Source organism: Prolixibacter sp. NT017 (assembly GCF_009617875.1).
Lineage (GTDB): Bacteria > Bacteroidota > Bacteroidia > Bacteroidales > Prolixibacteraceae > Prolixibacter.
Genome location: NZ_BLAV01000001.1, coordinates 2,069,022 through 2,095,471 on the forward strand (window position 1 = coordinate 2,069,022; position 26,450 = coordinate 2,095,471).

General features: G+C 46.5%; 21 protein-coding genes. 7 read left to right on the forward strand and 14 right to left on the reverse strand.

From position 1 onward, the window contains the following. Window positions 1–2: 2 nt before the first annotated feature. Together GJU87_RS08680 and GJU87_RS08685 are read right to left on the reverse strand one after the other, a co-directional pair. Window positions 3–161: a hypothetical protein gene (locus GJU87_RS08680; protein ID WP_153639156.1), complete on the reverse strand. Its 159-nt coding sequence runs from the start codon at window positions 159–161 to the stop codon at window positions 3–5. 284 nt (window positions 162–445) lie between these two features. Beyond that, window positions 446–1,222, reverse strand: coding sequence for a formylglycine-generating enzyme family protein (locus GJU87_RS08685; RefSeq protein WP_194831480.1), 777 nt, complete (start codon window positions 1,220–1,222; stop codon window positions 446–448). Between the two features lie 322 nt (window positions 1,223–1,544). Between GJU87_RS08685 and GJU87_RS08690 the strand changes: the two genes are divergently transcribed. Together GJU87_RS08690 and GJU87_RS08695 are read left to right on the forward strand one after the other, a co-directional pair. Then, a complete protein-coding gene (locus GJU87_RS08690) occupies window positions 1,545–1,979 on the forward strand; it encodes a DUF4174 domain-containing protein (protein ID WP_153639158.1) in 435 nt (144 codons plus the stop codon). A gap of 202 nt (window positions 1,980–2,181) precedes the next feature. Then, the gene (locus GJU87_RS08695; protein ID WP_153639159.1) at window positions 2,182–2,841 is read left to right on the forward strand and encodes a hypothetical protein; all 660 of its coding nucleotides are present in this window, start codon (window positions 2,182–2,184) and stop codon (window positions 2,839–2,841) included. Window positions 2,842–2,846: 5 nt separating this feature from the next. On the opposite strand, the gene GJU87_RS08700 is transcribed toward GJU87_RS08695, so the two are convergent. From GJU87_RS08700 to GJU87_RS08715, 4 genes are read right to left on the reverse strand one after another with little or no spacing between them, the layout of a single operon-like run. Next, on the reverse strand, window positions 2,847–3,851 hold the full coding sequence (locus tag GJU87_RS08700; RefSeq protein ID WP_153639160.1) for an ABC transporter ATP-binding protein: 1,005 nt from the start codon (window positions 3,849–3,851) through the stop codon (window positions 2,847–2,849). Beyond that, the gene (locus GJU87_RS08705) at window positions 3,851–4,888 is read right to left on the reverse strand and encodes an iron ABC transporter permease (RefSeq protein ID WP_153639161.1); all 1,038 of its coding nucleotides are present in this window, start codon (window positions 4,886–4,888) and stop codon (window positions 3,851–3,853) included. The genes GJU87_RS08700 and GJU87_RS08705 overlap by 1 nt, the downstream gene beginning before the upstream one ends. Window positions 4,889–4,915: 27 nt before the next feature. Further along, window positions 4,916–6,064: an ABC transporter substrate-binding protein gene (locus tag GJU87_RS08710; RefSeq protein WP_153639162.1), complete on the reverse strand. Its 1,149-nt coding sequence runs from the start codon at window positions 6,062–6,064 to the stop codon at window positions 4,916–4,918. Between the two features lie 48 nt (window positions 6,065–6,112). Then, window positions 6,113–8,329, reverse strand: coding sequence for a T9SS type A sorting domain-containing protein (locus tag GJU87_RS08715; RefSeq protein ID WP_153639163.1), 2,217 nt, complete (start codon window positions 8,327–8,329; stop codon window positions 6,113–6,115). A 168-nt stretch (window positions 8,330–8,497) separates the two neighbouring features. On the opposite strand from GJU87_RS08715, the gene GJU87_RS08720 reads away from it, so the two are divergent. After that, the gene (locus tag GJU87_RS08720; RefSeq protein ID WP_153639164.1) at window positions 8,498–8,911 is read left to right on the forward strand and encodes a threonyl-tRNA synthetase editing domain-containing protein; all 414 of its coding nucleotides are present in this window, start codon (window positions 8,498–8,500) and stop codon (window positions 8,909–8,911) included. Between the two features lie 2 nt (window positions 8,912–8,913). Here the strand turns inward: GJU87_RS08720 and GJU87_RS08725 are convergent, their stop codons facing one another. From GJU87_RS08725 to pta, 8 genes are all read right to left on the reverse strand, one after another. After that, window positions 8,914–10,773 (reverse strand): DUF5060 domain-containing protein, encoded by a 1,860-nt coding sequence (locus GJU87_RS08725; protein WP_153639165.1) that lies wholly within the window; start codon window positions 10,771–10,773, stop codon window positions 8,914–8,916. 384 nt (window positions 10,774–11,157) lie between these two features. Then, complete coding sequence (locus tag GJU87_RS08730; protein WP_153639166.1) at window positions 11,158–12,357, reverse strand: cation:proton antiporter; 1,200 nt, start codon at window positions 12,355–12,357, stop codon at window positions 11,158–11,160. Between the two features lie 116 nt (window positions 12,358–12,473). Next, the gene (gene buk / locus GJU87_RS08735) at window positions 12,474–13,553 is read right to left on the reverse strand and encodes a butyrate kinase (protein WP_153639167.1); all 1,080 of its coding nucleotides are present in this window, start codon (window positions 13,551–13,553) and stop codon (window positions 12,474–12,476) included. A gap of 12 nt (window positions 13,554–13,565) precedes the next feature. Further along, window positions 13,566–14,471: a phosphate acyltransferase gene (locus tag GJU87_RS08740; RefSeq protein WP_153639168.1), complete on the reverse strand. Its 906-nt coding sequence runs from the start codon at window positions 14,469–14,471 to the stop codon at window positions 13,566–13,568. Window positions 14,472–14,803: 332 nt separating this feature from the next. Next, window positions 14,804–16,009 carry an acetate/propionate family kinase gene (locus GJU87_RS08745; RefSeq protein ID WP_153639169.1) on the reverse strand — a complete coding sequence of 402 codons (1,206 nt, stop codon included), beginning with the start codon at window positions 16,007–16,009 and terminating at the stop codon, window positions 14,804–14,806. Window positions 16,010–16,078: 69 nt separating this feature from the next. Then, window positions 16,079–17,284, reverse strand: coding sequence for an acetate/propionate family kinase (locus GJU87_RS08750; protein ID WP_153639170.1), 1,206 nt, complete (start codon window positions 17,282–17,284; stop codon window positions 16,079–16,081). 72 nt (window positions 17,285–17,356) lie between these two features. Next, entirely contained in the window at window positions 17,357–18,337 is a 981-nt protein-coding gene (locus GJU87_RS08755) for a 3-hydroxyacyl-CoA dehydrogenase family protein (protein ID WP_153639171.1), read from the reverse strand. A 71-nt stretch (window positions 18,338–18,408) separates the two neighbouring features. Then, window positions 18,409–19,401, reverse strand: a complete 993-nt coding sequence (gene pta, locus GJU87_RS08760; protein WP_153639172.1) for a phosphate acetyltransferase — start codon at window positions 19,399–19,401, stop codon at window positions 18,409–18,411. Window positions 19,402–19,798: 397 nt separating this feature from the next. On the opposite strand from pta, the gene GJU87_RS08765 reads away from it, so the two are divergent. The 4 genes from GJU87_RS08765 to GJU87_RS08780 all read left to right on the forward strand — a co-directional run bounded on the left by GJU87_RS08765 (window position 19,799) and on the right by GJU87_RS08780 (window position 26,433). After that, window positions 19,799–22,714: an FAD-binding and (Fe-S)-binding domain-containing protein gene (locus tag GJU87_RS08765; protein ID WP_153639173.1), complete on the forward strand. Its 2,916-nt coding sequence runs from the start codon at window positions 19,799–19,801 to the stop codon at window positions 22,712–22,714. A gap of 530 nt (window positions 22,715–23,244) precedes the next feature. Then, window positions 23,245–24,522, forward strand: a complete 1,278-nt coding sequence (locus GJU87_RS08770; RefSeq protein ID WP_153639174.1) for a DEAD/DEAH box helicase — start codon at window positions 23,245–23,247, stop codon at window positions 24,520–24,522. A 137-nt stretch (window positions 24,523–24,659) separates the two neighbouring features. Then, window positions 24,660–25,253, forward strand: coding sequence for a hypothetical protein (locus GJU87_RS08775; RefSeq protein ID WP_153639175.1), 594 nt, complete (start codon window positions 24,660–24,662; stop codon window positions 25,251–25,253). A 103-nt stretch (window positions 25,254–25,356) separates the two neighbouring features. Beyond that, window positions 25,357–26,433 (forward strand): patatin-like phospholipase family protein, encoded by a 1,077-nt coding sequence (locus GJU87_RS08780; protein WP_153639176.1) that lies wholly within the window; start codon window positions 25,357–25,359, stop codon window positions 26,431–26,433. Window positions 26,434–26,450 lie beyond the last annotated feature (17 nt).

Below are 26,450 nucleotides of genomic sequence, written 5' to 3' on the forward strand. Positions count from 1 at the left end.
AATTATTCTCTGTAATGAATGTTTTCGATATCGGTCGTTCCTTTACTGGATATCACATCCTTGATGTCATTCCATTCCCACGCAATCACCAACAGGAATACAATCAGCACTCCTGCCAGAAAAAATAATAATTCGCGTGGTGTTACTCGTTTAATCTTCATGGTCGATTGTTTTTCGGATCTGAGTCTAATACTATTTATACAACAATAATTTAAATTATAAAGTAACTTTAAACCATCGGACGAGCAATTGTTTAAACATTACCTCTAACAAACACAAAAAGGACAGCTCGCCTGATTATCAGGTAGCTCTCCCTTTTCACACCATGGGCAAGATAGGAATATAGCCGGAGCTGCACAAGGATTTTAATAAGTTATATACCTCTAAAGACATGTTTCTATCAAATAAGACGTATAGATAATTTGCTCTTCTATTCTGCTAACTCTCAATCGTCACTCAGTGCGCACCGGAACCCCATATTGAATAACGAAGTTTCAATCGAGTTCATCGACCGTGCCGAAACGGTATAGCTGTAGGCACCATTGACATCGAAAAAGAATGAACCACCCCGAATGACGCGCACATTCTGATTGGGCTGAACGGTATACCCACCGCCTGGATAAGCTTCATAAACATCGGCACACCAGTTCCATACATTACCGCCCATATCAGTCAGGCCGCAAGCAGTTTCACCATAATAACCTACCGGTGAAGTATAAACGAAACCATCAGCTCCCTGTCGATCTGTTATTTGGTTTCCCTGCCACACATTGGCCTGATATTTACCATCGACAATCAATTTGTCACCCCAGCTGTACGTCGATTTATTTTCTCCGCCACAGCGTGCTGCATATTCCCATTCCGCTTCTGACGGCAATCGCTTTCCGGCCCATTCGGCATAAGCCAAAGCATCGTTCCAACTAACCTGTGTCACCGGATGATTGTCGGGAGCCTTCGGGCCATCGGGTCCAAAAGGATATTCCCAGATAGCTCCCCGAACCAGTTCCCACTGACCTTTCTGAAAATTAAATACACCCGCATTTCCAAAATTCTGAGCATCGGTAATGTAACCGGTGCTTTTTATAAACCGCCTGAATTCAGCAACCGTTACCGGCGTTCTATCCATATAAAAGGATTTGACCGTTACCTGATGAACGGACTTTTCATTCGACAAGCCTTTTCCCGAGCCCATCATAAACGTTCCGCCAAGAAAGTGAACCATACCTGATCTATTAGTTTTGGGCTGGTGTACTAGCTGCTTTAATTCTTTTTTGAATGTTGGAGATTTGCTTTCGGTAATGGTCGTATTCTTCCGTTGATAACATCCCGAAACAGACATCGAAATAATAAATGAGAGTACAAACAATCGGTTCGACATAAGCTTAGTTTAGAGGTTGATTGATTCTTTCGTTGAAACAGTTCGCCATATCAAACAACTACCGCAATATGATGACGATTCCGTTTCAATCGTTAAAATACACATTCGTCGGATACAATATCTGCCGAATTTAGTATCTTTTCAAAATAATTGAACAACACCTGTTATGCCGAATAAGCCTTTCCTTTTACTCCTTGCCTTTACTGTGTTCTTCATTTTTCGCCCCAGCACAACTGTGGCTTCCAATCCTTTAAAACCTTACTTGTGGAAAAATGTGGTCGTGCTCTATCAGTTAAAAGCCGATCCGGTAAAAGAAGAATCGGCTTTCCAGCAAACCATCGACAAAAATTTTCAGCGGTTCAAGCAGGACAAACTGGTATTCATTGACTTAACAGGAAAAAATACGGGGAAATTACATGCACAACTAACTCCTGAAGCACTCGAAACCATCAGAAAACGTTTTAAGACAGAGGCAAACCAGTCGATGTATATCATTGTCGGAATGGACGGCTGGGAGAAATTTCGTCAGACCGGACGCTTCAATCCAAGTGAATTTATTGACATAATAATGCAATATTCTTCTTCCAACTCCGAAAAGTAATTAACAATCACCTCGTCGCTATCACTTGATTTCCTTGCAATTGAACAATATATTTCTAACAATTGCCGAAATTGTTAATAACTGTTAAATGATTTTCTGGCATTGTGCCTCCTTTTTGCCGTAACTTTTTTCAAACCTAAGGAAACTAAGTGGCTATACTCATTCAAGCCAATCATTCTAACGGGCATCTTTTAAAACCCCAATGATGAAAAAAAGAGCCATAACCGGGATGATGGTCTTTATATTTCTTTTTGCTTACCCCGGGAAAGCCGGTGTTGTGGATGATTATTCTTCCCCCCAAAATTCCCCTGAAAAGCTGATCGAAATCGAGACATCCCTTAAAAACAGCCCTGCCACCCAACGACTGGTTAAGCACTGGCTGATTGGAGATACCGAAGGTTACATTACAGCCTGGTATTACCATGATAAACTATTCCTGATCGAGGAGTCCAGTTCCGAAGAGGGAGGTATGATGAAACAGTCGTATTTCATCGACGGTCAGCAACTGCTGATGGCTTCGTTTCTGCGGATGGAATACGGATACGGTTCACAGCCGGATGAGGTACGATTCCTCGATACACGCCGCTGTTATAACGATGGCGCCCTGCAAACGATGTTCCGCCGTTCAGACTTTCTCAGGCACATGGCCAATGATTGGAATACGGCCATCAACGAAGAAACCAATACTCCCTTCGAAAAAGTCGATTTCCGTCAGGGAGCTTACTATGCCACCGATTTGAGACAATTGGAATATCTGCGTTTGAGATGGGAGAAACATGGCGTGCTGTTGCTGATGGAACATGCATCCAATATGCAGGACCAACCACTGGAAGCTACTGCTCCCTTGCTGGCGCAAAAGTGAACCAATTACAGTTCACGTAAATACCGGCATAGATGATAAACCGAGTAGAATGTTTTTTCACCGTCTGTTGTTCGAACCTGCCAGCAAGGCGGTTCTGACCGGACGGTGATTTCTATTTCGGTATCCGCATCATTGTTCACTTCCAGCCCGTTTCTTTCCAGCGCCTTCTGTGTCCACAACAACTCGGTCCCCGTTCCTCTCAATCGGGCTGTCAGTTTTGGATGCCGTTTGATACGAAAATCGCCTTTTTCCATGTCGAAAACCAGATCCGATTTTTGGAACAGCAATGGAAATTGTCCGTTTAAAATCAAGTCTTCCGGTGCTCCTTGAACCACATCATCCTGCAGCATCAGCCAAATCATATCAACCTCACTGACAGCGATGTTCAAATCGTGGGTTGAGAAAATAATGGTCGTATTTTTCTCCCGTGCCAGGTGGTGAAGGATGCTGACAACTTCATATTTGTTTGGTACATCCAGGAATGCGGTTGGCTCGTCGAGCACGATGATATCGGTATCCTGAGCCAGGGTACGGGCAATCATGGCCCGTTGCCTTTCGCCGTCGGAAATTTGATTGATGGGCCGAGACTGATATCCATTCAGTCCAACCATTCGAATGGACTCGTTAACTATTTGACGATCCTCTTCGGTTAGCTTTCCAAACCAGTTCGTATGAGGAAACCGTCCTAAAGCTACCATTTCAAACACGGAAAGATTGGCAACCCGAATGATTTCGGTGGAAACAAAACTCAGCATCGTAGCCAGTTCTTTTTCCCGGTAGGAAGCGATGGATTTTCCGGAAACGGAAATATCGCCGGATATAGGCGGCTGGAAACCGGCTAATGTTCTAAGTAACGTACTCTTGCCAATGCCGTTACCTCCAATGAGTGCCACCAGCTCTCCCCTTTCAGCGCCAAGCGAGATGTGGCTCTTGACAACACGCTCTTTGCCACGCGAATCGCGGTAACCAACCGATACCCGGTTCAGTTTTATGGTCTTGCTGTCACTCATTAACTCAGGGCTCCTACTGTTTTATTTCTTAAGATAATCCAGATGACCACCGGAATTCCAAGTAGTGCCGTCACCGAGTTGATAGGCAATGTCGATTCCGAACCGGGAAGCTGTGAGACGATATCGCTGAAAAGCATGGTTGCTGAACCGAGCAAAATCGTACCTGGAATCAAGCGTTGGTGGCGAGCCGTTTTTAAAGCCATCCGCACGATATGCGGCACGGCGATACCGATGAAGCCAATGGGGCCACAGAATGCTGTGATACTTCCGGCCAAAATACAAGTCGAAATAAAAATCAATACGCGGGCCAGTTGCACATTCATGCCCATGCTGCGGGCATAATCTTCACCCAGCAAAAAAGCATCGAGTAGCTTGGCAGAAATAATGGCCAGAAACAGTCCCAACAAAACTCCGGGTAACAATACCTGAAGCTGTGCATTGGTTACGCTACCCAAACTTCCCATGGTCCAAACCACGAACGATTTCAACATCGATTCGCTACTGAAATACTGCATGATGTTCACGATCGCCGAAGTCGCAGCGGAGAAAAGAATACCCAATATCAGAATGGTCATAATGTCTTTTACCCGGGCTGAAACGGCCAGAATCAGCATGAGTATCACCGCTGCACCAATCCAGGCTGCTCCGGCAACCGACCACGCTCCCATGACACTAAAAGCTCCGGTTGCAAACAAGCTTCCGGCGCCCAACACCAGTAAAGCGACACCTAAACTCGCTCCGGAGCTGATGCCCAACACATACGGTCCGGCCAATGGATTCCGGAAGACCGTCTGCATTTGCAGACCGGCAACGGACAGTGCTGCTCCCGCCAGTAAAGCGGTCAATGCTTTGGGAAGACGAAATTGACGAACGATGGTCACAAGTTGCGAATCAACCTGACCGGGAGCAAAAAGCGCCTTTATTATATTACTTAGGGAAATATGATACGAACCGATGAAGAGATCGAGCACAAAGAATACAATCACCAGAACAGCCAGAAGAAAAAGGCCCCCGTCCGGACGAAAACTCCGTTTCATCTTTGTTTCTTTTGCTTGCTCCATCAGTTAGTTTAATTGCCGGTAAAAATACAATTTTCCGTCGTTCTCTTTATCGGGATGGAAAATGCGGACCAAATCCCTAAGAATCAAGTCGGGCCTGACAACGCCTTTTTCCCAATAATCGTTTCCGCCTCCGGCACTCACCCGGGCATTGTTGTTATAAACATTGTGCTTTTTTACCGGTGGTAACGACGAAAAACGACTATCGACAGATAGCAAGTCCTTCATCGAGTTGGCTGTTCCGCTGTTAATCCAGAAGTCAGCCGATTTGGCTTTCATGAACACATCTTCGATAGACACCACAAAAGCATTTCGCGAGGTGTTTTCATGCCAAAGATATTCGCCGCCGGCATCGTGAATCAGATTGGCCAAATTGGATTTTCCTCCGGCCATCCACCAGTTATCTTTCCAGGGCAAACCCGTCAACACCTTCGGACGATAATCTACATCAGCCATTTTCTTCTTAATCTGCTGATAATTCTTGTCAATCCGGTTAAACCATTTATTTGCCTTTGCCTCTTTTCCGTATATCGCTCCAATGAACTTTATCCATTCGCATTTGGCCAGCGGAGTACTTTCCAGGTACTCTCCCACCAACATCACCGGAACGCCCAAATCTTTCAATTTATTCAGTTGGGCACTTACTTCGCCGTCTACTCCGTAAGTTAACACCAAATCAGGCTTCAGGCTTAGTAACAGTTCGTAGTTCAGTCCCTGCGCATAGCCAACTTCCGATAACTGCTTATTGTGATATCGTTGAATGATAGACGAATCGGAAACCAGGTTAATATCGGGAATTCCGACCAGCGAGGAAGTTTCGTTCAGCGCTTCGAGAAAGCCCAGCTGCGTAGTAGAAAGACACACAACCCGCCGAACGGGCGTGCGAACAACATTCTTGCCTTGCAATGAAGCCGGTATTTTTCGATTTCGGGGTACCAGATAATAACTGTAGGAAACACCGGACGACTTCTGCCAGGGATTCAGAACCGTCAGCTTTTCGTAGGTATTAAAATCTTCAATCGTAAATCCCCGGGCATATTTCGCTGACGTAGAAACAAATGTACTTTTCCCTTCCGGTGAAGGGTGTTTTTTCGATTTACATCCATAAAATAAAAATGAAATGGATAAGGCCAGAAATAAGAGTTTACGAAGCATCCGGTGAAAATTTTCCCAAAGGTAAGCCTAACTTTCGTTAACGAAAAATCATCGTCCGGTTCTTAACCGGACTTTCATCACTTCTCTGACTTTGTCGGTTTTTACAGCGATAAAGTAAATTCCTGAATTGTGATCACCAATGGAAACCCTGACCGGTTCGTTCGTCAGGTAGCGAACCTCCTGATGTAACGTTCTTCCCATCATGTCCATAATCGATACCACAGCATTTCCTTCCGGTCCGTTGTTCTGCAAATACACATAATTATTCAATCCACCGGTCGGGTAATAAACCTCGAACTGTTTATCATGAAGATTCGTATCTACGACATCCAGCCCAAGCACTGAACAAGCGTGTGCTTTAATTAGAAGAGAAGTGTTAATGCCAATGGACGAAATCTGATTGAAGGGAACCCACGCCCCGTTATAGAAAGCATAAGCCGTGTTTACCCCATTCGTCACAGCATCACGGGCTGGTGCATTGAAAACAGCAATACTGTCTTGAATATTATTGTAATCGAGATCGTAACCTACGTAAAACGTACCGGTGGTTGTTACTGGATTTGTCAACGGAATGTAATTCATCGATGAATCCTGCAAAGTATTTATCGAAACCACCTGTGTTGCAATGACATGATTGGGCAAACCTGTTGCCGGATCGGCATCATACATATTCAGATTGAAATATCGTCCCGAGGATATCGGACTGGTAGCTGCCTGACTGAAAGCGATAGCCACCGCCTGCAATTCAGCCTGGGTCGATTGATCAAACTTTTCAGCGTAAGCGGTAATCCCCAATGAATTTTTCCCGGTTATATACCCTGAATTGTCTGACAACTTTTGCTTTACATACTTTTCGCCGTACTGAACATTGGAAAACAGCCCGCACGGATTGGGATTTGTTGCATAAGGGTCCAAACCATCGACAAACGTTTTACCGGTATTGTTCGGGTCCAGCCAGGTAGCCAGTCGCATGGTGTCGGCACTATAATAACTCCATTGCTTATTCAGCATGGCAAAATAGTCATTTACCGGATCAGCACAGGTAGCTGCACCTCCTGTCAATGTTCCTATCAACTGATGATCGGTATTATCAATTATTAATCCACTTCCGGAAGAACCGGCCTCGGTCGTTCCTACATCCCAGCGATGAATGAGCCAAAAAGCATTGGAAATGTATTTAGTCGAAAAGGAGCCGACGCCCGGAGCATTATAGTCACGCGATATCTTCTTCACATCTCCATTGGGATGATGAATGACAAAAGTCCGTGAAGGAGGTAAAGCGCTGTTATTCCAACCCGAAAAATAGGGCCGGTAATTAGCCGGAGGCATGGTTTGCATTTCAACCAAAGCAAAGTCCAGCGAATCAGAGCGCGCTCTTAGTATAGAACCAGAAACGGTTTGATCGACATACCCGTCAATGCTTCCCCGACTCAGACCACAATCGGGACTTTCATAATTAAAATAGAATACGGTTTGCTCAGCATCGGATTTTGAGCCAATGCAATGGCCCGCCGTTATCAAGTAAGGGGTTCCATCCCCGGACGTATTGTTCACCATGGTTCCGGAACAGAGTTCACTTCCGGCAATAATTAAACGAACCTCGGATTGCTTTTGCGTTGCGATATAATCCGCATCGGCTTCGGTACAATAAACATCGACGTTACACAAACCTGCTTGTCCCAGCGGCCGGTCGCCAAATGCATTCTTGTAATCGTGATTAACCTTGGTAATACGCAGTTCACCCGAAAACTCGGCGTCTGCCGGTTCATCGTACTCTACCACCATTTCATCGCCGGCCAACGGACGAACAGCGAATGTTCCGTATCCCGACTCATTGTTCGCCGTAAAGGCCCCCAACACTTTTTGATGATTGGGACTATAAATAAAGAGTTTAGCGTGATCGGGCAACTTAAACCGATCGAAAATGAGATTCAGTGAATAAGCTCCCTGCGATAAAATCTTTACCCTCCAGATTTTTGTGCCGTCACTGGCAACCGTCCAGTTTCCAGAATTTTTAGGAGTGATATCGACGTTGAAAGTATGAGCAAACTTGTAGGGCTTCAGCCGTAATCCACTTTTGGGCTCAGCTCTCATCAATTGCTGGTTGGAAACATGCTCCATCTGAACCACCGGAACCATGGCAGCCGCTTTTTCTTTTAAAGAAAAGGAAGCGGGCTGACCTCCATAGGAAATCTGTGCCGTCATGACCTCCGGGGAAAGAGCCAATCCAAAAGCCAGTAAAATGAGAATCACATGCCTGTTCATAGAAGGGGAAGTATTTATAAAAGTAAATATAAGAAACTTCGTTAATCAAAAACGGTCGCTTTTCACGCACATAGCTATTTTGTTTACCGGAATCGTTAATTTTATCCACCAAATCGTACTTGCTGGTGATATTTCTTCACCGGTAGTGAAAAGCGCAAATTATTTATTATGAAAGTCTTGGTTATTTATGCCGACCGGTTCGCTTACGAGCCTGCCATTAAGAATCTGGAAGAAGTGGAAACCATTGAAAAAGGTGCAGCCCACGAAAATTGTATTGTTGCTTTCATCCAGATGGAAGAAAGCGACGAAGAGAAAACCGTGGCCAGCCGTGAGAAAAAACTGGTGAACCATTTGAAATGGACCGCCCGCAAAAATGACACGCAGTATATTGTTCTGCACTCATTTGCTCACTTGTCGGAATCCAAAGCTTCGCCCGAATTTACCAAGGCCATTTTCGACGCAGCCGAAAAACGTCTGCAGAATGCTGAATACCAAACAGCGCAAACGCCTTTCGGCTACTTCCTCGATTTGGATATCAAAGCCCCGGGCCACTCACTGGCACGCATCTGGGCTACGTTGTAAGATTAACTTTTTCTTCGGAGCAACACTACCCAATCCTTATCGCCGTCGGAAGGAGCACGTCCGAAATCAATCCAACCGTCTCCGGTGGTCGTTTCCATTGTTCCCTTTTGCAAGGCACCGCCGGTACGCGGATTGAACCATGAGACATTATAGATTTCTCCCGGATGGCTCACCTTAAAGCGTGACCAGGTTGTTCCTTCACCAAGGTAAATCACGTATGTTTTTCCGGCATCAGCCAGACAATAGGATTGCTCCCGGTCGTTGGTAATAATCAGGTTATCGGCTGGCTGCATGTTCTGGAACGGAACATATTGCTGGAAAAAGTCCATAGCGATTTTCGTCTGCTTCCACAGGTTCTCACGCGAGCGCCAGTTTTCGCAGTTCAGGTCGTTATTCGGGAACTTGTATCCGAAGTACCACTCCACTCCTGCTCCGCCAGCCATCAGGCTCCCCCACAAACATTGGTGACGTAACGTATCATGCTGTGCGTCGTTGCGGTCAGGTAAAGCGCCTTTCCACGCAGGACCAACTTCATCCATGGTAAGCACCCATTTGTGTTGGGTTGTATCGGAATTCTGCCACCATTTCTTTGTCACCTGGTGAACGTCATACGGGTTACCTACCTGCAACGAAACGCCGTCCAAAGATTTAAATCCGAGCATGGGAATCAATACTTTGTCCCGGTTGGTATTATCGGAATGAGTATGAATCACAATCGGATGATGATAAGGATCAATTTGAGCCAGGTAAGACGCCATCGCCTTGCGCTGAGCATCATTTTGCCCATTCGGCGTCCAGTCTGCCGGGCCGTTTTCCTCGCCTAAATTCCAAATCAAAGCCGGATGATGACCGAAGCGGGCAACCAGTTCACGGTAGTATAACTTTCGTTGCGCATCGGTATTTCCGTTATCGAGCAAGGTCTCATTCTCTGTTTCCTGCGTCACCAGATGTTGCGAAATCCCCAGCGAATCCATATGATTGAAAACGATTTCCCATTGGTCGAGTTTGGAGCAGTCGAAGCGGTAACGCTCGTTTCTGCGCGACCAGGGCCACACGTCATCACCGTCACCCTGCACATTCATGGTCAGGAAATAGACAGAATTCATTCCCTGCGAAGCGAGATAGTTCAATGCACCGATAATTCCTTTTCCTTTGTCGCCGTGCCAAACGGGATCGCCGGCATGCCAATCTTTCACATGCGGTTCATATTCATGCAACGCAGAACCGGAGTCCGCTTCTCCCGTCTTGGTCTCTTTCTGTCCCGGCTTGTAGGTATCGTCAAATCCTGCGTATGCCAGAAAATTTTCAGGACTATCCGCACCTGCCTTCAGAAAGTATTTTCCTGAACCCGCAAAACGAAGGTAATGTCCGCCGGTGTATTCAAGACGTCCCTGTGCCCGGAAGTCGCGTCCGGTTTTATCTGTCGGGGCAACTTCAAAACTACCCTCAAACCCGTTGGGATTGACCATTTCCCCTTTCACATCCGCTTTATCGGCAATGGCGACGTTTCGGCCTTTTACAAACGAAATTTTGTAATTCCACGTGCCGGTTTTATCGGGGCAAAACCGAACTTCCCATTTGTTCCCATACACCGCTCCTGATTCGGCAGCATTCCCATCGGCTGCAAAAAAGCCCGGTACTACATACGTTTTGTTTCCATTGGTAAAAGTGGCTTCCAGACAGTAGTCAAGAAATGGATTGTCGGCTGAAAACTCAGCAACTAACGGTCCTGTGACCATTAAAGTAACAGTATGCCATTGTTTTAACTGCCCGGTAACTTTCACAGCAGGTTCGCGATGGTGGTGGCAGCTTGTCAGCGAAAACACAGCAATTGCCAGGTAAAGCAAGAATATTCTCCTCATACGATATAATACTTATTTAGTATAATAACCTGAAAAATATCTGAATTATTGTCTCAATTTCCGGTCTTTGTAACCTTCGAAAATGGTCTATTGGCTTCTACCTGTCATTCCTGTGAAACGAACGAAATAAACTTTGAACTCACTCTTCCCTGTCTCTCACATGCCTTATCATCTTCATGCAGAATGAGTTCACAGGCGAAAATTTCTTCCGCTAAACGCGTCACTTTTAAATTACTGTATATGGGTGTATAGATATCCGACCCGGGATATTGGGTCACGATAAAGCACCTCATAACTGCATTGTCTCGTCCTTTTCAGCAACCAATTTAGAAAAAGAGTCGCTAACCACCAACCAAACAATAAATTATCTTCAATAAACGGGATTTAATCTTCAGTGCTTGTGCTCATCCGGGTGCGCCATTGTGCCAGCGCCCACCCCATCACCAGGCTGGTAACCAGAATGGCGATTCCCAGGATTCCGCTTTCTATCTCATGTACTTTGAATGCTTCCGGGATATCGAAGAAAAGAAGGATGGAAATCAATCCACGAGGAGCGATAAAAACTTCGGGAAGAATATTTTTGCCGACAACGGTCCGGAATATGACAAAACGGATCATGTAGAGGATGAACAGGAAGGCGAAACTAAGCAACAGCACTTGCCAGCTCAGCACATCGCCAATGGAAATAGCCATACCGAACACCACAAAGAAGAATGACCGGACCAAGAAGGAGGTTTCTTCCGTGATCATCTTAAAACTGTCGAACAGGACACCAATGGCCTGGTGATCGAAGTACTTCGACAATTTTCCGCGGATAAACAGAAACTGGTTGCGCAATACCAGCCCGAATACCAGAATGATGAGCAACGAAGAAAGGTGAAAAATTTTTCCTTCGGCATACAGCAGGATCAGCAGCGATAAAAACAAAAAGAATTTCGTTTTGATGACCACCAACTTCTGAAAAATATAAAGCAGGATAAAACTACCGATGAAAGCAATCAACACGGTAAGACTCAGGTTAGCCGTCACATTTCCGACTATTTCCCAGAAACCGTTCGCATTGGCATTCTCCAGTAAAATATAGAAAGCCATAATACCGAAAATATCGGAAAGCGTACTTTCATATATCATGAATTCCCTACGCGTACGCGTCATTTTGTGTACACTGGGAATAACAATGGCTGAGCTAATGATAGCCAACGGGAGTGAATACAAAAGGGCTACGGTGAGTTCAAGTCCCTGAATAACAAACATCATCATTCCGGCAAAACCGAAAGTAGTTATATTCAATGTGAGGAAGGCCACTAAGGTCGATTTCCAGATAACCGGCCACCGTTCGGGCGAAAGCTTTAAATCCAATGCCGCTTCCAACACAATCATAATCAAACCGACGACACCCAATAGTTCCAACGTTGGCATGAATGATTCCTGAAAATCAGACAAGTCGAAGAAATATTTCATCACCATTCCCAGTCCAATCAGCATCAAAACACTGGGAATATTGGTTTTATTACTCAATACATTAAAAATGAATGAGGTAATGACAATCAGACAAATGACTATGATAAGATGATAGGTATCCATGTTGGCAGAAATATCGTTTGGTTCTAAAATAATATGAAACCATTAAATATAAAAAAGGTTGTCACCTATTAACGCAGCGACAACCTTTTTTTAATGTATCGTAGGTTTTCCTTAACCTAGCGGGCGTAAACCCTTACTTTTGCTTCACCCCGTACCACGTTCAGCGCATTCATGGCTAATGCCTTCATTTCATCCTGTCCCGGGTAAATGTAAACCTGAGTAATGAAGTCGACGCGTTCGCGAATCAGCGACATCAGAGTTTTATCGTAAGCCATTCCACCGGTGATCAGGATACCATCCACACGACCTTTCAGTACCGTAGCCATTTCTCCAATCGCTTTTGAAACCTGGTAAGCCATTGCATTGTGGTAGAAAATAGCACGCTCATCGCCTTCGTTCACGGCCATCTCCACATCGCGTGCATCGTTAGTTCCAAGGTAAGCGACAAAACCAGCTTCACCGGTAATCATTTTCTTGATCTCGTCTTTCGAGTACTTATTACTGAAACACATATCGACCAACTGACCGGCCGGCAACGTGCCACTTCTTTCCGGAGAAAACGGTCCTTCACCGTCGAGCGCGTTGTTGGCATCAATGACGCGACCGTTGTTGTGCGCACCGATAGAAACGCCTCCGCCCAAATGAACTACAATAAGATTCATGTCGCTGTAAAGTCTGCCCAGCTTGGCCGCATGCTGACGAGCAACCGCTTTCTGGTTCAAGGCATGAAATATGGACCGACGCTCGAAGTTGGGATGTCCACTTACCCGCGCAATGTCATTCATCTCGTCAGTCACTACCGGATCAGCAGTCAGTGCCATGGCATTCGGAATTTCCTGCGCCAACTCGTAGGCAATCATCGAACCCAGGTTCGAAGCGTGCATTCCGCTAATGCCGACTTTGCAATGCTCCACCATCCGTTCGTTAATTTCGTATACGCCGGACTCCAGCGGATAGGTCAGTCCTCCCCGACCAATAATCGCTGCCATATTGTTCAAGTCAATGCGGTCAGCTTTCAGTTCTTCCAGAATAGCGTTTTTCCGGAATTCGTACTGTTCGGTTACCGTTTTATACTGGTCGAGCTCTTCTTTTGAATGACGAAGTGTTTTCAGGAAAATACACCGGACGTCCTCGTACACCGCAATTTTAGTAGAGGTTGAACCGGGATTAATGACCAAAATATTTATATCTCTCATGTTCTGTATAATTTACTTAGCCAACATGGCTGCCAAAGCAATCGAATATAACTTGGTTTCGATGGAATCGCCGCGGGAAGCCAACACAGCGGGCACTTTTGCACCAACTAATGAAGCAGCCGATTCGGCGCCAGCCAGTTTGGTATTGGTTTTATAGAATACGTTACCGGAATTCAGGTCGGGGAACAGAAGACAATCAGCCTTCCCGGCAACGGGACTTTTGATTCCTTTTATTTGCGCTGCTTCCTCATCAACAGCTGCATCCAAAGCCAACGGACCATCAACCACGCAGCCTTTAATCTGGCCGCGTTCATTCATTTTCGACAGAAGCGCTGCCTCGGAGCAGGACTGCAAACCAGGTAATACCAATTCAGTTGGTGCAATAGCAGCTACTTTCGGATTCTCTATTCCCAGAGCAGTAGCCGTTTGTACCATATAGTTAATCATCTGTACTTTCTGCTTCAAATCCGGCTCGGGAATAATCGCCACATCACTGGCAATAAGCAGTTTGGGATGATTAGGAATTTCCATTGCAGTTACGTGACTCAAAACCGCACCCGGAGGCAACAGTCCATTTTCCTTGTTGAGAATGGCGCGCATGAATTTATCAGTGCTCACCAGGCCTTTCATGATAATGTCGCCTTCACCGTTGTTAATCATTGTCACCGACTCAGTAGCAGCCAGCTGATCGTTGGGCTGATGAACAATGGTAAACTTGGCCGGGTAAATATTTTCGTGACGACAAACTTCTTGGATAACTTCCTTATCTCCCACTAAAATGCCGTCAATCAATCCCAGATCGATGGCTTTACTGATGGCTACAATCGTGTGTTGGTCATTGGCGTATGCCGCAATTAACTTGCGCCGTGGACGGCCTTTTACGGCCTCAAAAAGATCTTCCAGTCGATTAATTACCATAGAATAATCTGTTTAGCAAATTTCATTAAACGAGTTCGCATCGAAACGGCGACAGCTTTTGTCATTATCTCCTACGTATCATAACAATCAACTACACAAAATGACTTCAGAACTTATCTATCCGTTTACACATGTTGAAATTACGAAATGAAAACATCTCAAAACCTATGAAATGTTAGGATTTCGCCTGACCTGACATGCTGTTAAACTATTTCTTTCAGGATGATAGAAAAGCCCCGGCCGGATAAGAAAATTTCTCTTATGCCGTGGCAGGGCTTTACAATTCAAAACTTTCGTTGAAAATCTCGAAAGGAAATATCCTTAATTTAAAATCATTCTACATTAACAAGGTTGTATGTTTCCCGGGCAATCACCAGTTCTTCGTTTGTGGTCACGGTCATCACCGTCACATGAGAACCCGGAATGGAAATGATTTCATCCTGTCCATGCAGCCCTATATTCTTTTCCTCATCAAAAATAACCCCGAGGTATTGCATATCCCGACAGACCAAATCCCGTACATAATCGTTGTTCTCGCCAATTCCCCCGGTAAATACCAGAATATCGAGACCGTTCAACTCGGCAGCATAAGCACCAATGTACTGCTTCACCCGGTTAGCATACATTTTCAATGCGAGTCGCGCCCGGTCGTTTCCTTCGCGGGCAGCTGTAGCCAAGTCGCGCATGTCGGACGAAAGTTGCGAAACACCTTTCACGCCACTCTCCTTGTTCAGCATGTCATTCAACTCGTTGCTGTCCATTCCTTCGCGGCAGCCGATATACAACAGCGCGCCCGGATCGATGGAACCGCTTCGTGTTCCCATCATCAACCCTTCGTTGGGAGTAAATCCCATGGAGGTATCAACTGACTTGCCTCCGTTGATCGCTGTGATAGAAGCTCCATTTCCCAAATGGCAGGTAATGATTTTCTGATTTCTGATATCGCGGTTCAGAAATTTACAGGCTTTCTCTGCCACGTATTTATGACTGGTTCCGTGAAAACCGTAACGACGAACGCGCAACCGCTCGTAATAATCGTAGGGCAATGAATAAAGGTAAACATCCGGCGTCATGGTTTGGTGGAACGCCGTGTCGAAAACAGCTACCTGCGGAACTCCGGGGAGCAACTCTTCCATGGCTTTGATTCCATCGTAATTGCCAGGATTGTGCAACGGAGCCAGTTCGAAACAGTCGCGGATGCCTTTTTTCACATCCTCATCGATGATGCGGGCCTCGGTAAATGTTTCACCTCCGTGCGCTACGCGATGCCCTACCGCTTCAATATCTTCCAGCTTATTCAAAACACCGACCTCCGGATCGGTAAGCGTCTTCAGGATAAGCCCTATACCGGTTTTGTGATTTTTGATTTCGGTCTTCACCAGGTAATCTTCCTGGTTCGGAACCTTGTGCAGCAAACAGCTTCCTTCGATACCAATGCGGTCGAGAATGCCTTTGGCCATCAAGTTGTCGCTTCCGCGAACCGAAAGCAGCTGGTATTTGATAGACGAACTTCCACAGTTCAGGACAAGGATGTTCATTTTGGTTTGATTTATTGGTTTGAAAAAAGCGCCGGCATTTTTAAACCGACGCTTTTATATTTAGCTTCATCAATGATTCTTGACGATAGTTTCGGTATCCATAGCAATCACAAGCTCTTCGTTGGTTGGGACGACAATCACTTTTACACGTGAGCCTTCTTTGCTGATGACCTGTTCCTTTCCGCGAAGACCGTTGTTCAGGTTTTCATCGATTTCGATGCCGAGGAATTCCAAATCTTCACAAACTCCTGCACGGGTGACGTCAGCATTTTCGCCGATTCCTCCGGTGAACACCAGGGCATCAACGCCTCCCATGGCTGCCGCATACGAACCGATGTACTTCCGGATACGGTAATCATACATCTTCATGGCCAGCTGGGCACGTTCATTACCATTTTCCAATGCAGCAATTTCGATATCGCGGGCGTCGGACGAAACGCCGCTGATTCCTAACATTCCTGCATGTTTATTAAACAAGGTTGAAGCCGACTTGGTGCCGATTTTCTCTTTGTCCATGATAAACGTGACAGCTCCCAAATCGATATCTCCGCTTCGGGTTCCCATAATTAAACCTTCGACCGGCGTGAATCCCATGGAAGTATCGACTGATTCTCCGTTTTTCACGGCACAAACTGATGCTCCGTTTCCAAGGTGACAGCTGATAATCTTCGAGTTCTCCTGATCGAGACCTAAAATCTCAGCAGCGCGTCGTGCCACATAGCGGTGACTGGTTCCGTGGAAACCGTAACGACGAATACCATATTTCGTGTACAACGCATATGGAATTCCGTACATGTAAGCGTGCTGCGGCATGGTTTGATGGAAAGCCGTATCGAATACGCCCACCTGAGGAACTTCGGGCAACAGCGCCTGCATGGCGTAAATACCTTTCAGGTTAGGCGGATTGTGCAACGGAGCCAGCTCTACGCATCGCTCCATTTCTTCAATCACCTCATCGTTGATGAAAACACTGCCTTTGAAGGCCTCTCCTCCGTGAACCACACGGTGGCCTACCGCATTGATTTCCTCGAGACCCGCCAGACATCCGTGTTTCTGGCTAGTTAAAACACCCAGCACATATTCAATCCCGATTTTGTGATCGAGAATTTCACCTTCAAACTTGACCTTATCGCCCGACTCCTTCTCATGTTTCAGGAAAGAGCCCTGCATACCAATCTTTTCTACAACACCTTTGGCCAGCACAAGTTGATCAGCCATGTTGAAGAGCTGGTATTTGATGGATGAACTTCCGCAATTAAGTACTAATATCTTCATTTGATTGTTTTCTTTTTGTTCCGGCAGCACGGGATTCATGCCTGGTTACCGGTAAAACTCCGCCGCAGCGAATTAAACATTGAATGTTTTGAAATGCCCGTTATCGATAATATTCCCATCCTCGTCGTAGGTATAGAATCCTGCACCGACCTCACGGCCCATGCGCTTGGCACGGACCAATCGTTTCAAAATGGGAGAAGGTTTGTATTTGGTCCTGCCAAATTCGCTGTACAGGTTGTCCATCCAGCGAACCATCTTATCCAGTCCGAGAATATCGGCCAGTTCGAACGGACCGAACCGCATTCCAAAACCAATTTTCATCACCTTGTCAATGTCGGGAAGTTCTCCGACGCCTTCCATCAGTACCTCGCAAGCTTCGTTCAGCAACGATGAAAAGAGACGAATCGAAATCAAGCCGGCAGCTTCTTCTACCGGAATCACCAGTCGATTCACCATTGTAACAAACTTCTTCACTTTCTCATACACATCTTCCGACGTGTATAACCCTTTTACCACCTCACATACACGGGCTTCAGGCGACTGCACAAAGAAGTGCAGACTCACACAACGCTCGCGGTATTTCAGTTCCGAGGAAAGCTCGGTAATAATAATGGTCGTCGAGTTGGTACCAATGATACACTCCGGACTCACCACTTCCTCGATACGACGGAAAACTTCTTTGCGCTCATCCACTTTACGTTCCTCATGAGACTGAGAACGAATCGCTTCGATGACAAAGTCACAATCAGCCAATTCTTTGTAATCCAGGGTTCCCTTGATGCGAGCCATGATTGCCTTCTTCTCGCCTTGGGTCATCCCCCAGTTATTGATACGCTGATCGAGCACCTTGCTCATCTGATCATACGCTTCCCGAATCTTTTCTTCCGAAAGCTCGATGAAAACTACTTCAATGCCGTACACACTGGCAATCCGGGCAATGTTCTGCCCTACACTGCCGCATCCAACAATTCCAATTTTCGAAAACAGTGTCTTAATCTGCTGTTTTTGACTGAGTCCATAAAGTTCAATGGGCTCGACCTGAATTTCTGCCATTTTATATCGAAATCAAATATGAAATATCTATGTAGACTTTCCCCTTCCGGGAAATCCGAACTACTACTTAATTATTGTGCCTGATTAGCAGTTATGGCCACCATGTTCACAATATCGCTTACCGAACAACCGCGTGACAAATCGTTGATGGGAGCAGCCATTCCCTGCAATACCGGTCCAACCGCTTCGGCACCAGCCAAACGCTGCACCAGCTTGTAACCAATGTTTCCGGCTTCCAGTCCCGGGAATACCAGCACGTTGGCCTGACCAGCCACTTCACTTCCCGGAGCTTTCAGTTCGCCTACCTCTTTCACCAGGGCAGCATCCAACTGCATCTCACCGTCAATTTTCAGGTCGGGTGCCATCGACTGTGCCAGTTTGGTTGCCTGGGCAACTTTGTCCACCAGGTCATGTTTGGCACTTCCTTTGGTCGAGAATGAAAGCATGGCAACTTTGGGGTCCAATCCAACAATGGCTTTGGCAGTTTTGGCTGTCGTTACCGCAATTTCAGCCAGCTGTTGCGCATCCGGATCAGGCATTACGGCACAATCGGCAAATACCAGCACGCCATCGTGACCAAATGATTTGTCTTTCAAAAACATCATGAAAGCTCCGGATACCACACTCACACCGGGCATGGTTTTTACGAACTGAAACGCCGGCCGCAACACATCGCCGGTTGCGTTAATAGCACCGGCAATCTCGCCGTCAGCATCGCCTGCTTTGATCATCATCGGACCATACACCAACGGATCATTCAGCATTTCCAACGCCTCTTCCTTGGTCAAACCTTTTTTCTTCCGGATTTCCACCATCATATCGGCATAAATATCGCGTTTGCCGCTCGTCTTCGGATTGATGACTTCGGCTCCTTCGATTTTCGCGCCACACTTTTCCGCCTCGTGTGCAATCTTACCCGGATCGCCCAACAACACGATTTTGGCAATTCCTTCTTTCAGGATAATGTCAGTGGCTTTTAGCGTTCTAATCTCCTCTCCTTCCGGCAGGACAATTGTCCGGTTCAACTTCCGGGCCTGCTCTTTAATCTGATTCAATAATTCCATTTACTATATGTCGTTTAAAACTTTTGACTTCAATCTTCAAAAATTACTGCAAAATTACAGAAAATAGCCTGTCCTTAAAATGTAACAAAGTCATGTTTTCGTTAATGAATGGTAACTTATTCAAACGAATGTTGGGTTTTTACCATCTCATTCTCATTTGATTCAAGCTACTTCGTTTTTTTCACATCGTCAGGTTTGTTCGTCATGTTTTAGAAATGGTCTCGTTAAATATTCAATTTCACGACGTTTTGGTAGGTTGTATGACAACTTCAATTCTAAAACAAAACTACCAAAACCACACTCTTATCCCTAATTTTCAAAGCGTTTAATGAGTATAAATAATTTAAACCACGCGTGTCCGATCTTTTGTATCTTAGCTTCACCAAATCATTAAAACATGTCAAGTACCGAACCATTCGAATCACTGGCCCGTGAATTGGAGGGCGAACTATTTACCGATCAGGTACATCGCGTCATATATGCAACCGATGCTTCCTCCTACCGGGAAAAGCCGATAGCTGTTACCATACCGAAGAATAAATCCGATATCAGTCGAATTTTGAAATACGCCCGGGAGAATCAGCTCTCTGTCATTCCCCGCGCTGCCGGAACATCTTTGGCCGGACAGGTCGTGGGCAGCGGCATCGTGATGGATATTTCAAAGCACATGGACCGCATCCTGGAATTTAACCAGGACGAAAAGTGGGTGCGTGTAGAACCGGGTGTTAACCTGGCGGAATTGAATCTCTATCTGAAACCTTACGGGTTGCAATTCGGACCGGAGACTTCAACGGCCAATCGCTGCCGTATCGGTGGTATGTTGGGCAATAACTCCTGCGGCCTCCACTCACTCATCTACGGAAGTGTGCGCGACCATATCCTGGAAGTGGAAGCCTTTTTAGCGGATGGTTCCGAAGTTACTTTCGGTCCGCTGAGCAAAGAAGAATTTGAAGCCAAGTGTGCCGGTAACCCTGAAAAACTGGAAACGAAGATCTACCTCCAGTTAAAAGAGATGTTGGAGAAAGAAGATACCCGCAGGAAAATAGAAGAAGTGTACCCGGAGAAGAGTGTGACCCGCCGAAACATGGGTTATGCCATCGATATTCTGATGGATACCGACCCGTTTATCGGTAACGGTGTACCATTTAATATAGCGAAACTGCTGGCCGGCTCCGAAGGAACACTAGCGTTCTCAACCTCTATCAAGCTGAATTTAATTCCGCTTCCACCGAAAGTAAAAGGCGTGATTGCCGCTCACTTTTCTTCACTGGAAGATGCTTTCCGCGGAAATATTGTAGCGCTGAAACACCAGCCGGGTGCCATCGAAATGATGGACGATATTATTATTGAGTGTACCAAAGAGAACATCGAGCAACGCAAGAATAGGTTCTTCCTGCAAGGCGAACCGAAAGCCGTGCTGGTAATTGAATTTGCGCGGGAAACCAAAGAAGAGATCGAAGCCATCCACAAGGCGCTTGTGAAAGATATGGAAGACGCCGGTTATGGTTATCACTTTCCACTCATCTTTGGTGACGAGCAGATTCAGCGGGTCTGGAACCTGCGTACGGCGGGTCTTGGATTGCTTTCCAATATTCCGGGCGACCGGAAAAGTACGACCGTCATTGAAGACACAGCGGTTAGTCCCGACAAACTACCTGAATACATGGCCGAGTTCCAGCAGGTGCTCGACGGTCACGGATTGCAATGCGTTTTCTATGCGCACATCGCTACCGGGGAAATCCATCTGCGTCCGTTGCTCAATTTAAAAGACAAAAACGATCAGGAGCTGTATTCCACACTGGCACAGGATGTAGCCGAATTGGTGAAGAAATACCGGGGTTCCCTTTCGGGAGAACATGGCGATGGCCGCCTGCGTGGTTCGTTCATCCCATTCATGTTCGGTGACGAAATTTACGGCTTGTTCAAGGAATTGAAGAAAACCTGGGACCCGTGGAATATTCTCAACCCGGGAAAAATTACGGATGTGCCGCCGATTACGCAGAACCTTCGGTATAACCTCAACAACCATTACCCGGAAGTGGAAACCGTGAGTGACTTCTCGTCGACGAAAGGCTTCCTGCGGGCAGTAGAGAAATGTAACGGTTCGGGTGATTGCCGTAAATCGGAAGTCGTAGGTGGAACCATGTGTCCAACGTTCATGGCTACCCGCGACGAAGACAAGTCAACGCGCGGACGCGCCAACATTCTGCGGGAATTCCTGCACCATTCCGAAAACGATAAGCCGCTCGACCATCCGGAGATATACCAGGTGCTCGATTTGTGTATCTCGTGTAAGGCCTGTAAAGCAGAATGTCCTTCCAACGTCGACATGGCGAAATTCAAAGCCGAATTCCTACAATATTATTATGACGAGCATGGAGCGCCGCTTCGCTCGAAACTGATCGCCTGGTTACCCCGTATGAGCGGTTTGGCCTCAGCGGTTGCGCCGCTGGCCAACTGGAACATGAACATGGGCCTCACCAAAAGGCTCATCGGTTTTCATCCGAAACGTTCGATGCCTGCCTTCACCAGCAAAACATTAAAGGGCTGGGCCAACAAAAACCGGCAACCGGAAGGCTCGAAAGGAAAAGTATATCTCTTCGCCGATGAATTCACCAATTACCAAGAATCGGACATCGGTATTAAAACTATTCTGTTGCTGACAAAACTGGGTTATTCAGTAGAGATTCCGAAACATCGTGAAAGCGGCCGGACGTTCCTGTCGAAAGGATTCATGCGTGAGTCAAAGAAAATTGCCAACGACAACGTGCGCATGCTGAAGGATAAGATTTCGGTGAAAACCCCAATGATTGGTATCGAGCCGTCGACTATCCTTACCTTCCGGGACGAATACCCCGAACTGGTAGAAGAGTCATTGCGCGAGGCTGCGGTTTCATTGGGAGAGAATGCCCTGTTATTCGAAGAGTTCTTCGTGCGTGAAATGGAAAAAGGCAACATCACGGCAGAGCAGTTTACCACGGCCCAGCGCGACATCAAACTGCACGGACACTGCCAGCAAAAAGCGGTGGCCTCAACCACGCCAACCAAGCAGATGCTTTCGCTGCCGCCCAATTACCAGGTGAGCGAAATCAAATCGGGGTGCTGCGGAATGGCCGGTTCATTCGGTTACGAAAAAGAACACTACGAGCTATCAATGCAGATTGGCGAAATGGTGCTCTTCCCGGAAGTACGGAAATCAGCCGGCGAAACCATCATCTCCGCTCCCGGAACCAGTTGCCGCCACCACATCAAAGACGGCACAGGCCGAAAAGCCATTCACCCTATCGAAGTCATGTACGACGCATTAGCATAAAACACACAAAAGCCGGGACACTTCATCCCGGCTTTTTTCCTGAAATTCTCAATCTAGTCCTTATAATGACGATGGATCATATGCAATTTCTGCCGGGAAACTATAACGCTCGAATGAGAACCGTATAAAGCTTCAATGAGAACCGTATAAAGCTTCGACGAGAACCGTATAAAGGTAGTATGGAGAACCGTATAAAGATTTGAAGAGAACCGTATAAAGACAAGAAGAGAAACGTATTATTTCTGAAAGCTGTTTTTTTCTGAAAGCCACAATCATATTTTTAATGACGATGGGTGTGGTATACGTCAAAATTATTAGCCACTGAACGCTCAGAGAATATATCAAAAACATAAATGGCTTTGTGCACTTTTGTGAAAACCTTGTGACTATTCACCTACTCCCCGTTTTTCACCTTTCCCGTCTCTAGCAATTTTAAACAGCAGACTTCACCAATTTCCTACCTTAATCTACTGGTTACATTAAATCCGATTAATTACACTACCTTAGCCACCTTGATCTACAGAAAATATATGACATTTAAAGAATTAGAGATTATTGAACCTATCCTGAAAGCGCTTGCTGCTGAGGGATATTCGAAACCCACCCCGATTCAGGAACAATCCATCCCCATTTTATTGAAAGGAAGAGACCTGCTCGGTTGTGCACAGACCGGCACCGGCAAAACTGCCGCTTTCGCCATTCCCATCCTGCAGCATCTATATCAAAAAAGGAAACAACATAACGGACAGCGCAAAATTAAAGCGCTCATTGTTACTCCCACGCGGGAACTTGCCATTCAGATTGCAGAAAGCTTTTCGACATATGGCCGATATACCGGTATCCGGAATGCAGTCATTTTTGGCGGCGTAAAACAAGGCCCGCAGGTTCAAACGCTCAAAAGAGGCGTCGATATTTTGGTCGCCACGCCCGGTCGGTTGCTCGACCTGATGAACCAGGGATTTATTTCCTTAAAAGATATTGAATACTCGGTGCTGGATGAGGCCGACCAAATGCTGGACATGGGCTTCATCCACGATATTAAAAAGATTATTGCTCAATTGCCGGCGAAACGGCAGTCGCTGTTCTTCTCGGCCACCATGCCACCGGATATTGTCAAGTTGTCGAACAAACTGCTGGGCAATCCGCAGAAGGTCACTATTCGGCCCAAACAAACTACGGCCGAAAAGGTAGAACAGTCGGTATACTTCGTCAACAAACAGGGCAAACCCAAATTGCTGGTGCACCTGCTCAAAAATGAACCGGTTGACTCGGCCCTGATTTTTACCCGAACCAAACACGGAGCGGATAAGATTGTCAGGTTACTGGGGAAAGCAGGCATTGATGCAGGAGCCATTCACGGGAATAAATCACAGGGTCAGCGTCAACGGGCGCTGGGGAGTTTCAAAAGCGGCCAGATGGGCGTTTTGGTGGCGACCGACATTGCCGCCCGCGGCATCGATGTGGAAGAATTATCGCTGGTTATCAATTACGACCTGCCGAACATTCCCGAAACCTACGTTCACCGCATTGGCCGGACCGGACGGGCCAGCGCCAGTGGTATGGCCATGTCGTTTTGCGATACCGAAGAGAAAGCGTACCTGCGCGACATTCAGAAACTGATTGCACAGCAAATTCCGGTGGTAGCAGAACATCCGTATTTGAGTGAGGAAGGCGAAGCGCCGGCCATACAACCGGCCAAATCGCAACGCTCGTTTCAGCGCCAGCGGCAAACCAACCGGAACAACAACGAAGGAAGAAACGACCGCCCCAAACGGAAACGGGTTTATTCGCAGAAAAGAAATTCGTAACAGAACGAAAAAAACAAGATAAAAGCCTTTCCCCGCCTCTGGCAAACGGGAAGGGCTTTCTCTTTGTTATAGCTACGTCATATCAGGAAAATAGCTAACTTAGTTCTTTGATCAACAAACAACTAAATCAGCAAACCATGAAATCAGAACAACATCAGGAAGAGCAGCCCATTGAAGTTTTTTCCGGATTATCACGACTTATTCAACATTTTGTATTCCGCCCCGGAGCGCTACTCATCCTTTGGGGTTGGGTGATGTTTTATAGTTATGCGATGAATTACCTCACCCAAAAGATTCTGATGGCTTCCCGAACACAATCGTTGTTGGGAAACCTGGGCATCGTATTGGGAGCGGTCGCTTTCATCATCACGATCTTTTACTTACTGCGTCAGGCTAAACCAGTAGCCAGGCAGGGAATTTACATCCGGTACGTTTGGGTTTCCCTGTTTGTCAGCCTGGTGCTCATTAACCTCATTCAGTATAACGTACTGCAACAGATCAATTTCGAACTGCAGCATCCCATCTTCATGGTCATTATTGCCTTTGCGATTGTGGTTAGCGGAAGCATTCTAAAGTATCCCTTACTTCTTGCAGGAGGCATCATCTTTGGCATTCTGGCATATGTCGCATCCATGATGTCGTTAACCGACCAACTGCTGGTGGAGGCCATTGGCTGGCTGGTGGCTTTTATCCTGCCGGGACATATCAGGTATCTCCGGCATAAGGACTAAACTTTAGACTTTCTATTCATTTTCTAATTATAATAACAAAAGAGGCAAGTTGGTTTAGTAGCATTAATTCAATAAATTTACTCTCCAACCAATTAACCTTATCATGAAAAAAGTGCGCATCCTATCGCTCGATGGCGGCGGTATCCGCGGCATGATTCCGGCTACGGTTCTGGAATACATCGAAAACCAATACATCGAAAAGAGCGGTAATCCGAATGCCCGCCTGGCCGACCTCTTCGATTTTATTATCGGGACCAGCACCGGGGGAATCCTCACCTGCTTTTACCTGACGCCCAATCCGGAAAAAGGAGAAGACCAGCCGAAGACCAAATACAAGGCGTCACAGGCTCTGGAGTTTTATTCCGAAAAAGGCTATCGCATCTTCAATGCCTCCAAACACTATCCGTGGTTTGGTTTGCGTCAGTTGTACAACGCCAGCAAATATACCGCCCGGAACCTGGAGTCCATCTTTGCCGAAGAGTTTGGTGAGCTGAAGATGAGTGAACTAGTGAAGCCGTGTCTCGTGACCACGTACGACCTGGCTGCCAAATCATCTTTCTTCTTCAGTAGCCGCGAACCGGAACACAAACAACGGGAGTTCTATGTGAAAGATGTGGCCCGTTCCACCTCTGCCGCTCCTACGTACTTTCCCTCAGCCTTGATTAAAAATCTCGTCACCGGTAAGGAGATGGTGAACATCGACGGCGGTGTGTATGCCAACAACCCGACCATGTGCGGGTACGCCGAATGCCGGAATTCCGTCTTCCCGCAGGTGACTTATCCCTCAGCCGACCAGATGCTGATACTCTCCATCGGGACGGGCGGCGGACAGGTCGATTTCCCGGCATCGGAGAAAAGCGGCAACTGGGGACTGCTCAAGTGGGCCAAATCGATGCCCGACATCATGATGGACGGCAGCTTTGATACAGTGGACTACCAGATGAAACGGTTGTTTGGCTCGCTGGCCGAAGAACATCAGTACAACTACAAACGCGTCGATGTTCCGCAGGATAAAAGAAACTATGCAAAAGATATGGCTGACGCATCGCCGGCCAATATCGAGGCACTGAAAGAGGCGGGCCAGGAAGCATTAAAGGCTGCTCAGAAAAACCATGAACAGTACAGCCTGGATAATTTCATCGACAGGCTGATGGCCAACGCGCCTGACGAAACAAACTGACCAAACAGATAAAACCA

Bases quoted from the DNA above. Each gene is read 5' to 3' on its own strand.
- GJU87_RS08680 (WP_153639156.1), bottom strand. From the start codon at position 161: ATGAAGATTAAACGAGTAACACCACGCGAATTATTATTTTTTCTGGCA.
- GJU87_RS08710 (WP_153639162.1), bottom strand. From the start codon at position 6,064: ATGCTTCGTAAACTCTTATTTCTGGCCTTATCCATTTCATTTTTATTT.
- GJU87_RS08705 (WP_153639161.1), bottom strand. From the start codon at position 4,888: ATGAAACGGAGTTTTCGTCCGGACGGGGGCCTTTTTCTTCTGGCTGTT.
- GJU87_RS08685 (WP_194831480.1), bottom strand. From the start codon at position 1,222: ATGGTTCACTTTCTTGGCGGAACGTTTATGATGGGCTCGGGAAAAGGC.
- GJU87_RS08700 (WP_153639160.1), bottom strand. From the start codon at position 3,851: ATGAGTGACAGCAAGACCATAAAACTGAACCGGGTATCGGTTGGTTAC.
- GJU87_RS08730 (WP_153639166.1), bottom strand. From the start codon at position 12,357: ATGGATACCTATCATCTTATCATAGTCATTTGTCTGATTGTCATTACC.
- GJU87_RS08745 (WP_153639169.1), bottom strand. From the start codon at position 16,009: ATGAACATCCTTGTCCTGAACTGTGGAAGTTCGTCTATCAAATACCAG.
- GJU87_RS08690 (WP_153639158.1), top strand. From the start codon at position 1,545: ATGCCGAATAAGCCTTTCCTTTTACTCCTTGCCTTTACTGTGTTCTTC.
- GJU87_RS08770 (WP_153639174.1), top strand. From the start codon at position 23,245: ATGACATTTAAAGAATTAGAGATTATTGAACCTATCCTGAAAGCGCTT.
- GJU87_RS08780 (WP_153639176.1), top strand. From the start codon at position 25,357: ATGAAAAAAGTGCGCATCCTATCGCTCGATGGCGGCGGTATCCGCGGC.
- GJU87_RS08725 (WP_153639165.1), bottom strand. From the start codon at position 10,773: ATGAGGAGAATATTCTTGCTTTACCTGGCAATTGCTGTGTTTTCGCTG.
- GJU87_RS08720 (WP_153639164.1), top strand. From the start codon at position 8,498: ATGAAAGTCTTGGTTATTTATGCCGACCGGTTCGCTTACGAGCCTGCC.
- GJU87_RS08755 (WP_153639171.1), bottom strand. From the start codon at position 18,337: ATGGCAGAAATTCAGGTCGAGCCCATTGAACTTTATGGACTCAGTCAA.
- buk (WP_153639167.1), bottom strand. From the start codon at position 13,553: ATGAGAGATATAAATATTTTGGTCATTAATCCCGGTTCAACCTCTACT.
- pta (WP_153639172.1), bottom strand. From the start codon at position 19,401: ATGGAATTATTGAATCAGATTAAAGAGCAGGCCCGGAAGTTGAACCGG.
- GJU87_RS08775 (WP_153639175.1), top strand. From the start codon at position 24,660: ATGAAATCAGAACAACATCAGGAAGAGCAGCCCATTGAAGTTTTTTCC.
- GJU87_RS08750 (WP_153639170.1), bottom strand. From the start codon at position 17,284: ATGAAGATATTAGTACTTAATTGCGGAAGTTCATCCATCAAATACCAG.
- GJU87_RS08765 (WP_153639173.1), top strand. From the start codon at position 19,799: ATGTCAAGTACCGAACCATTCGAATCACTGGCCCGTGAATTGGAGGGC.
- GJU87_RS08740 (WP_153639168.1), bottom strand. From the start codon at position 14,471: ATGGTAATTAATCGACTGGAAGATCTTTTTGAGGCCGTAAAAGGCCGT.
- GJU87_RS08695 (WP_153639159.1), top strand. From the start codon at position 2,182: ATGATGAAAAAAAGAGCCATAACCGGGATGATGGTCTTTATATTTCTT.
- GJU87_RS08715 (WP_153639163.1), bottom strand. From the start codon at position 8,329: ATGAACAGGCATGTGATTCTCATTTTACTGGCTTTTGGATTGGCTCTT.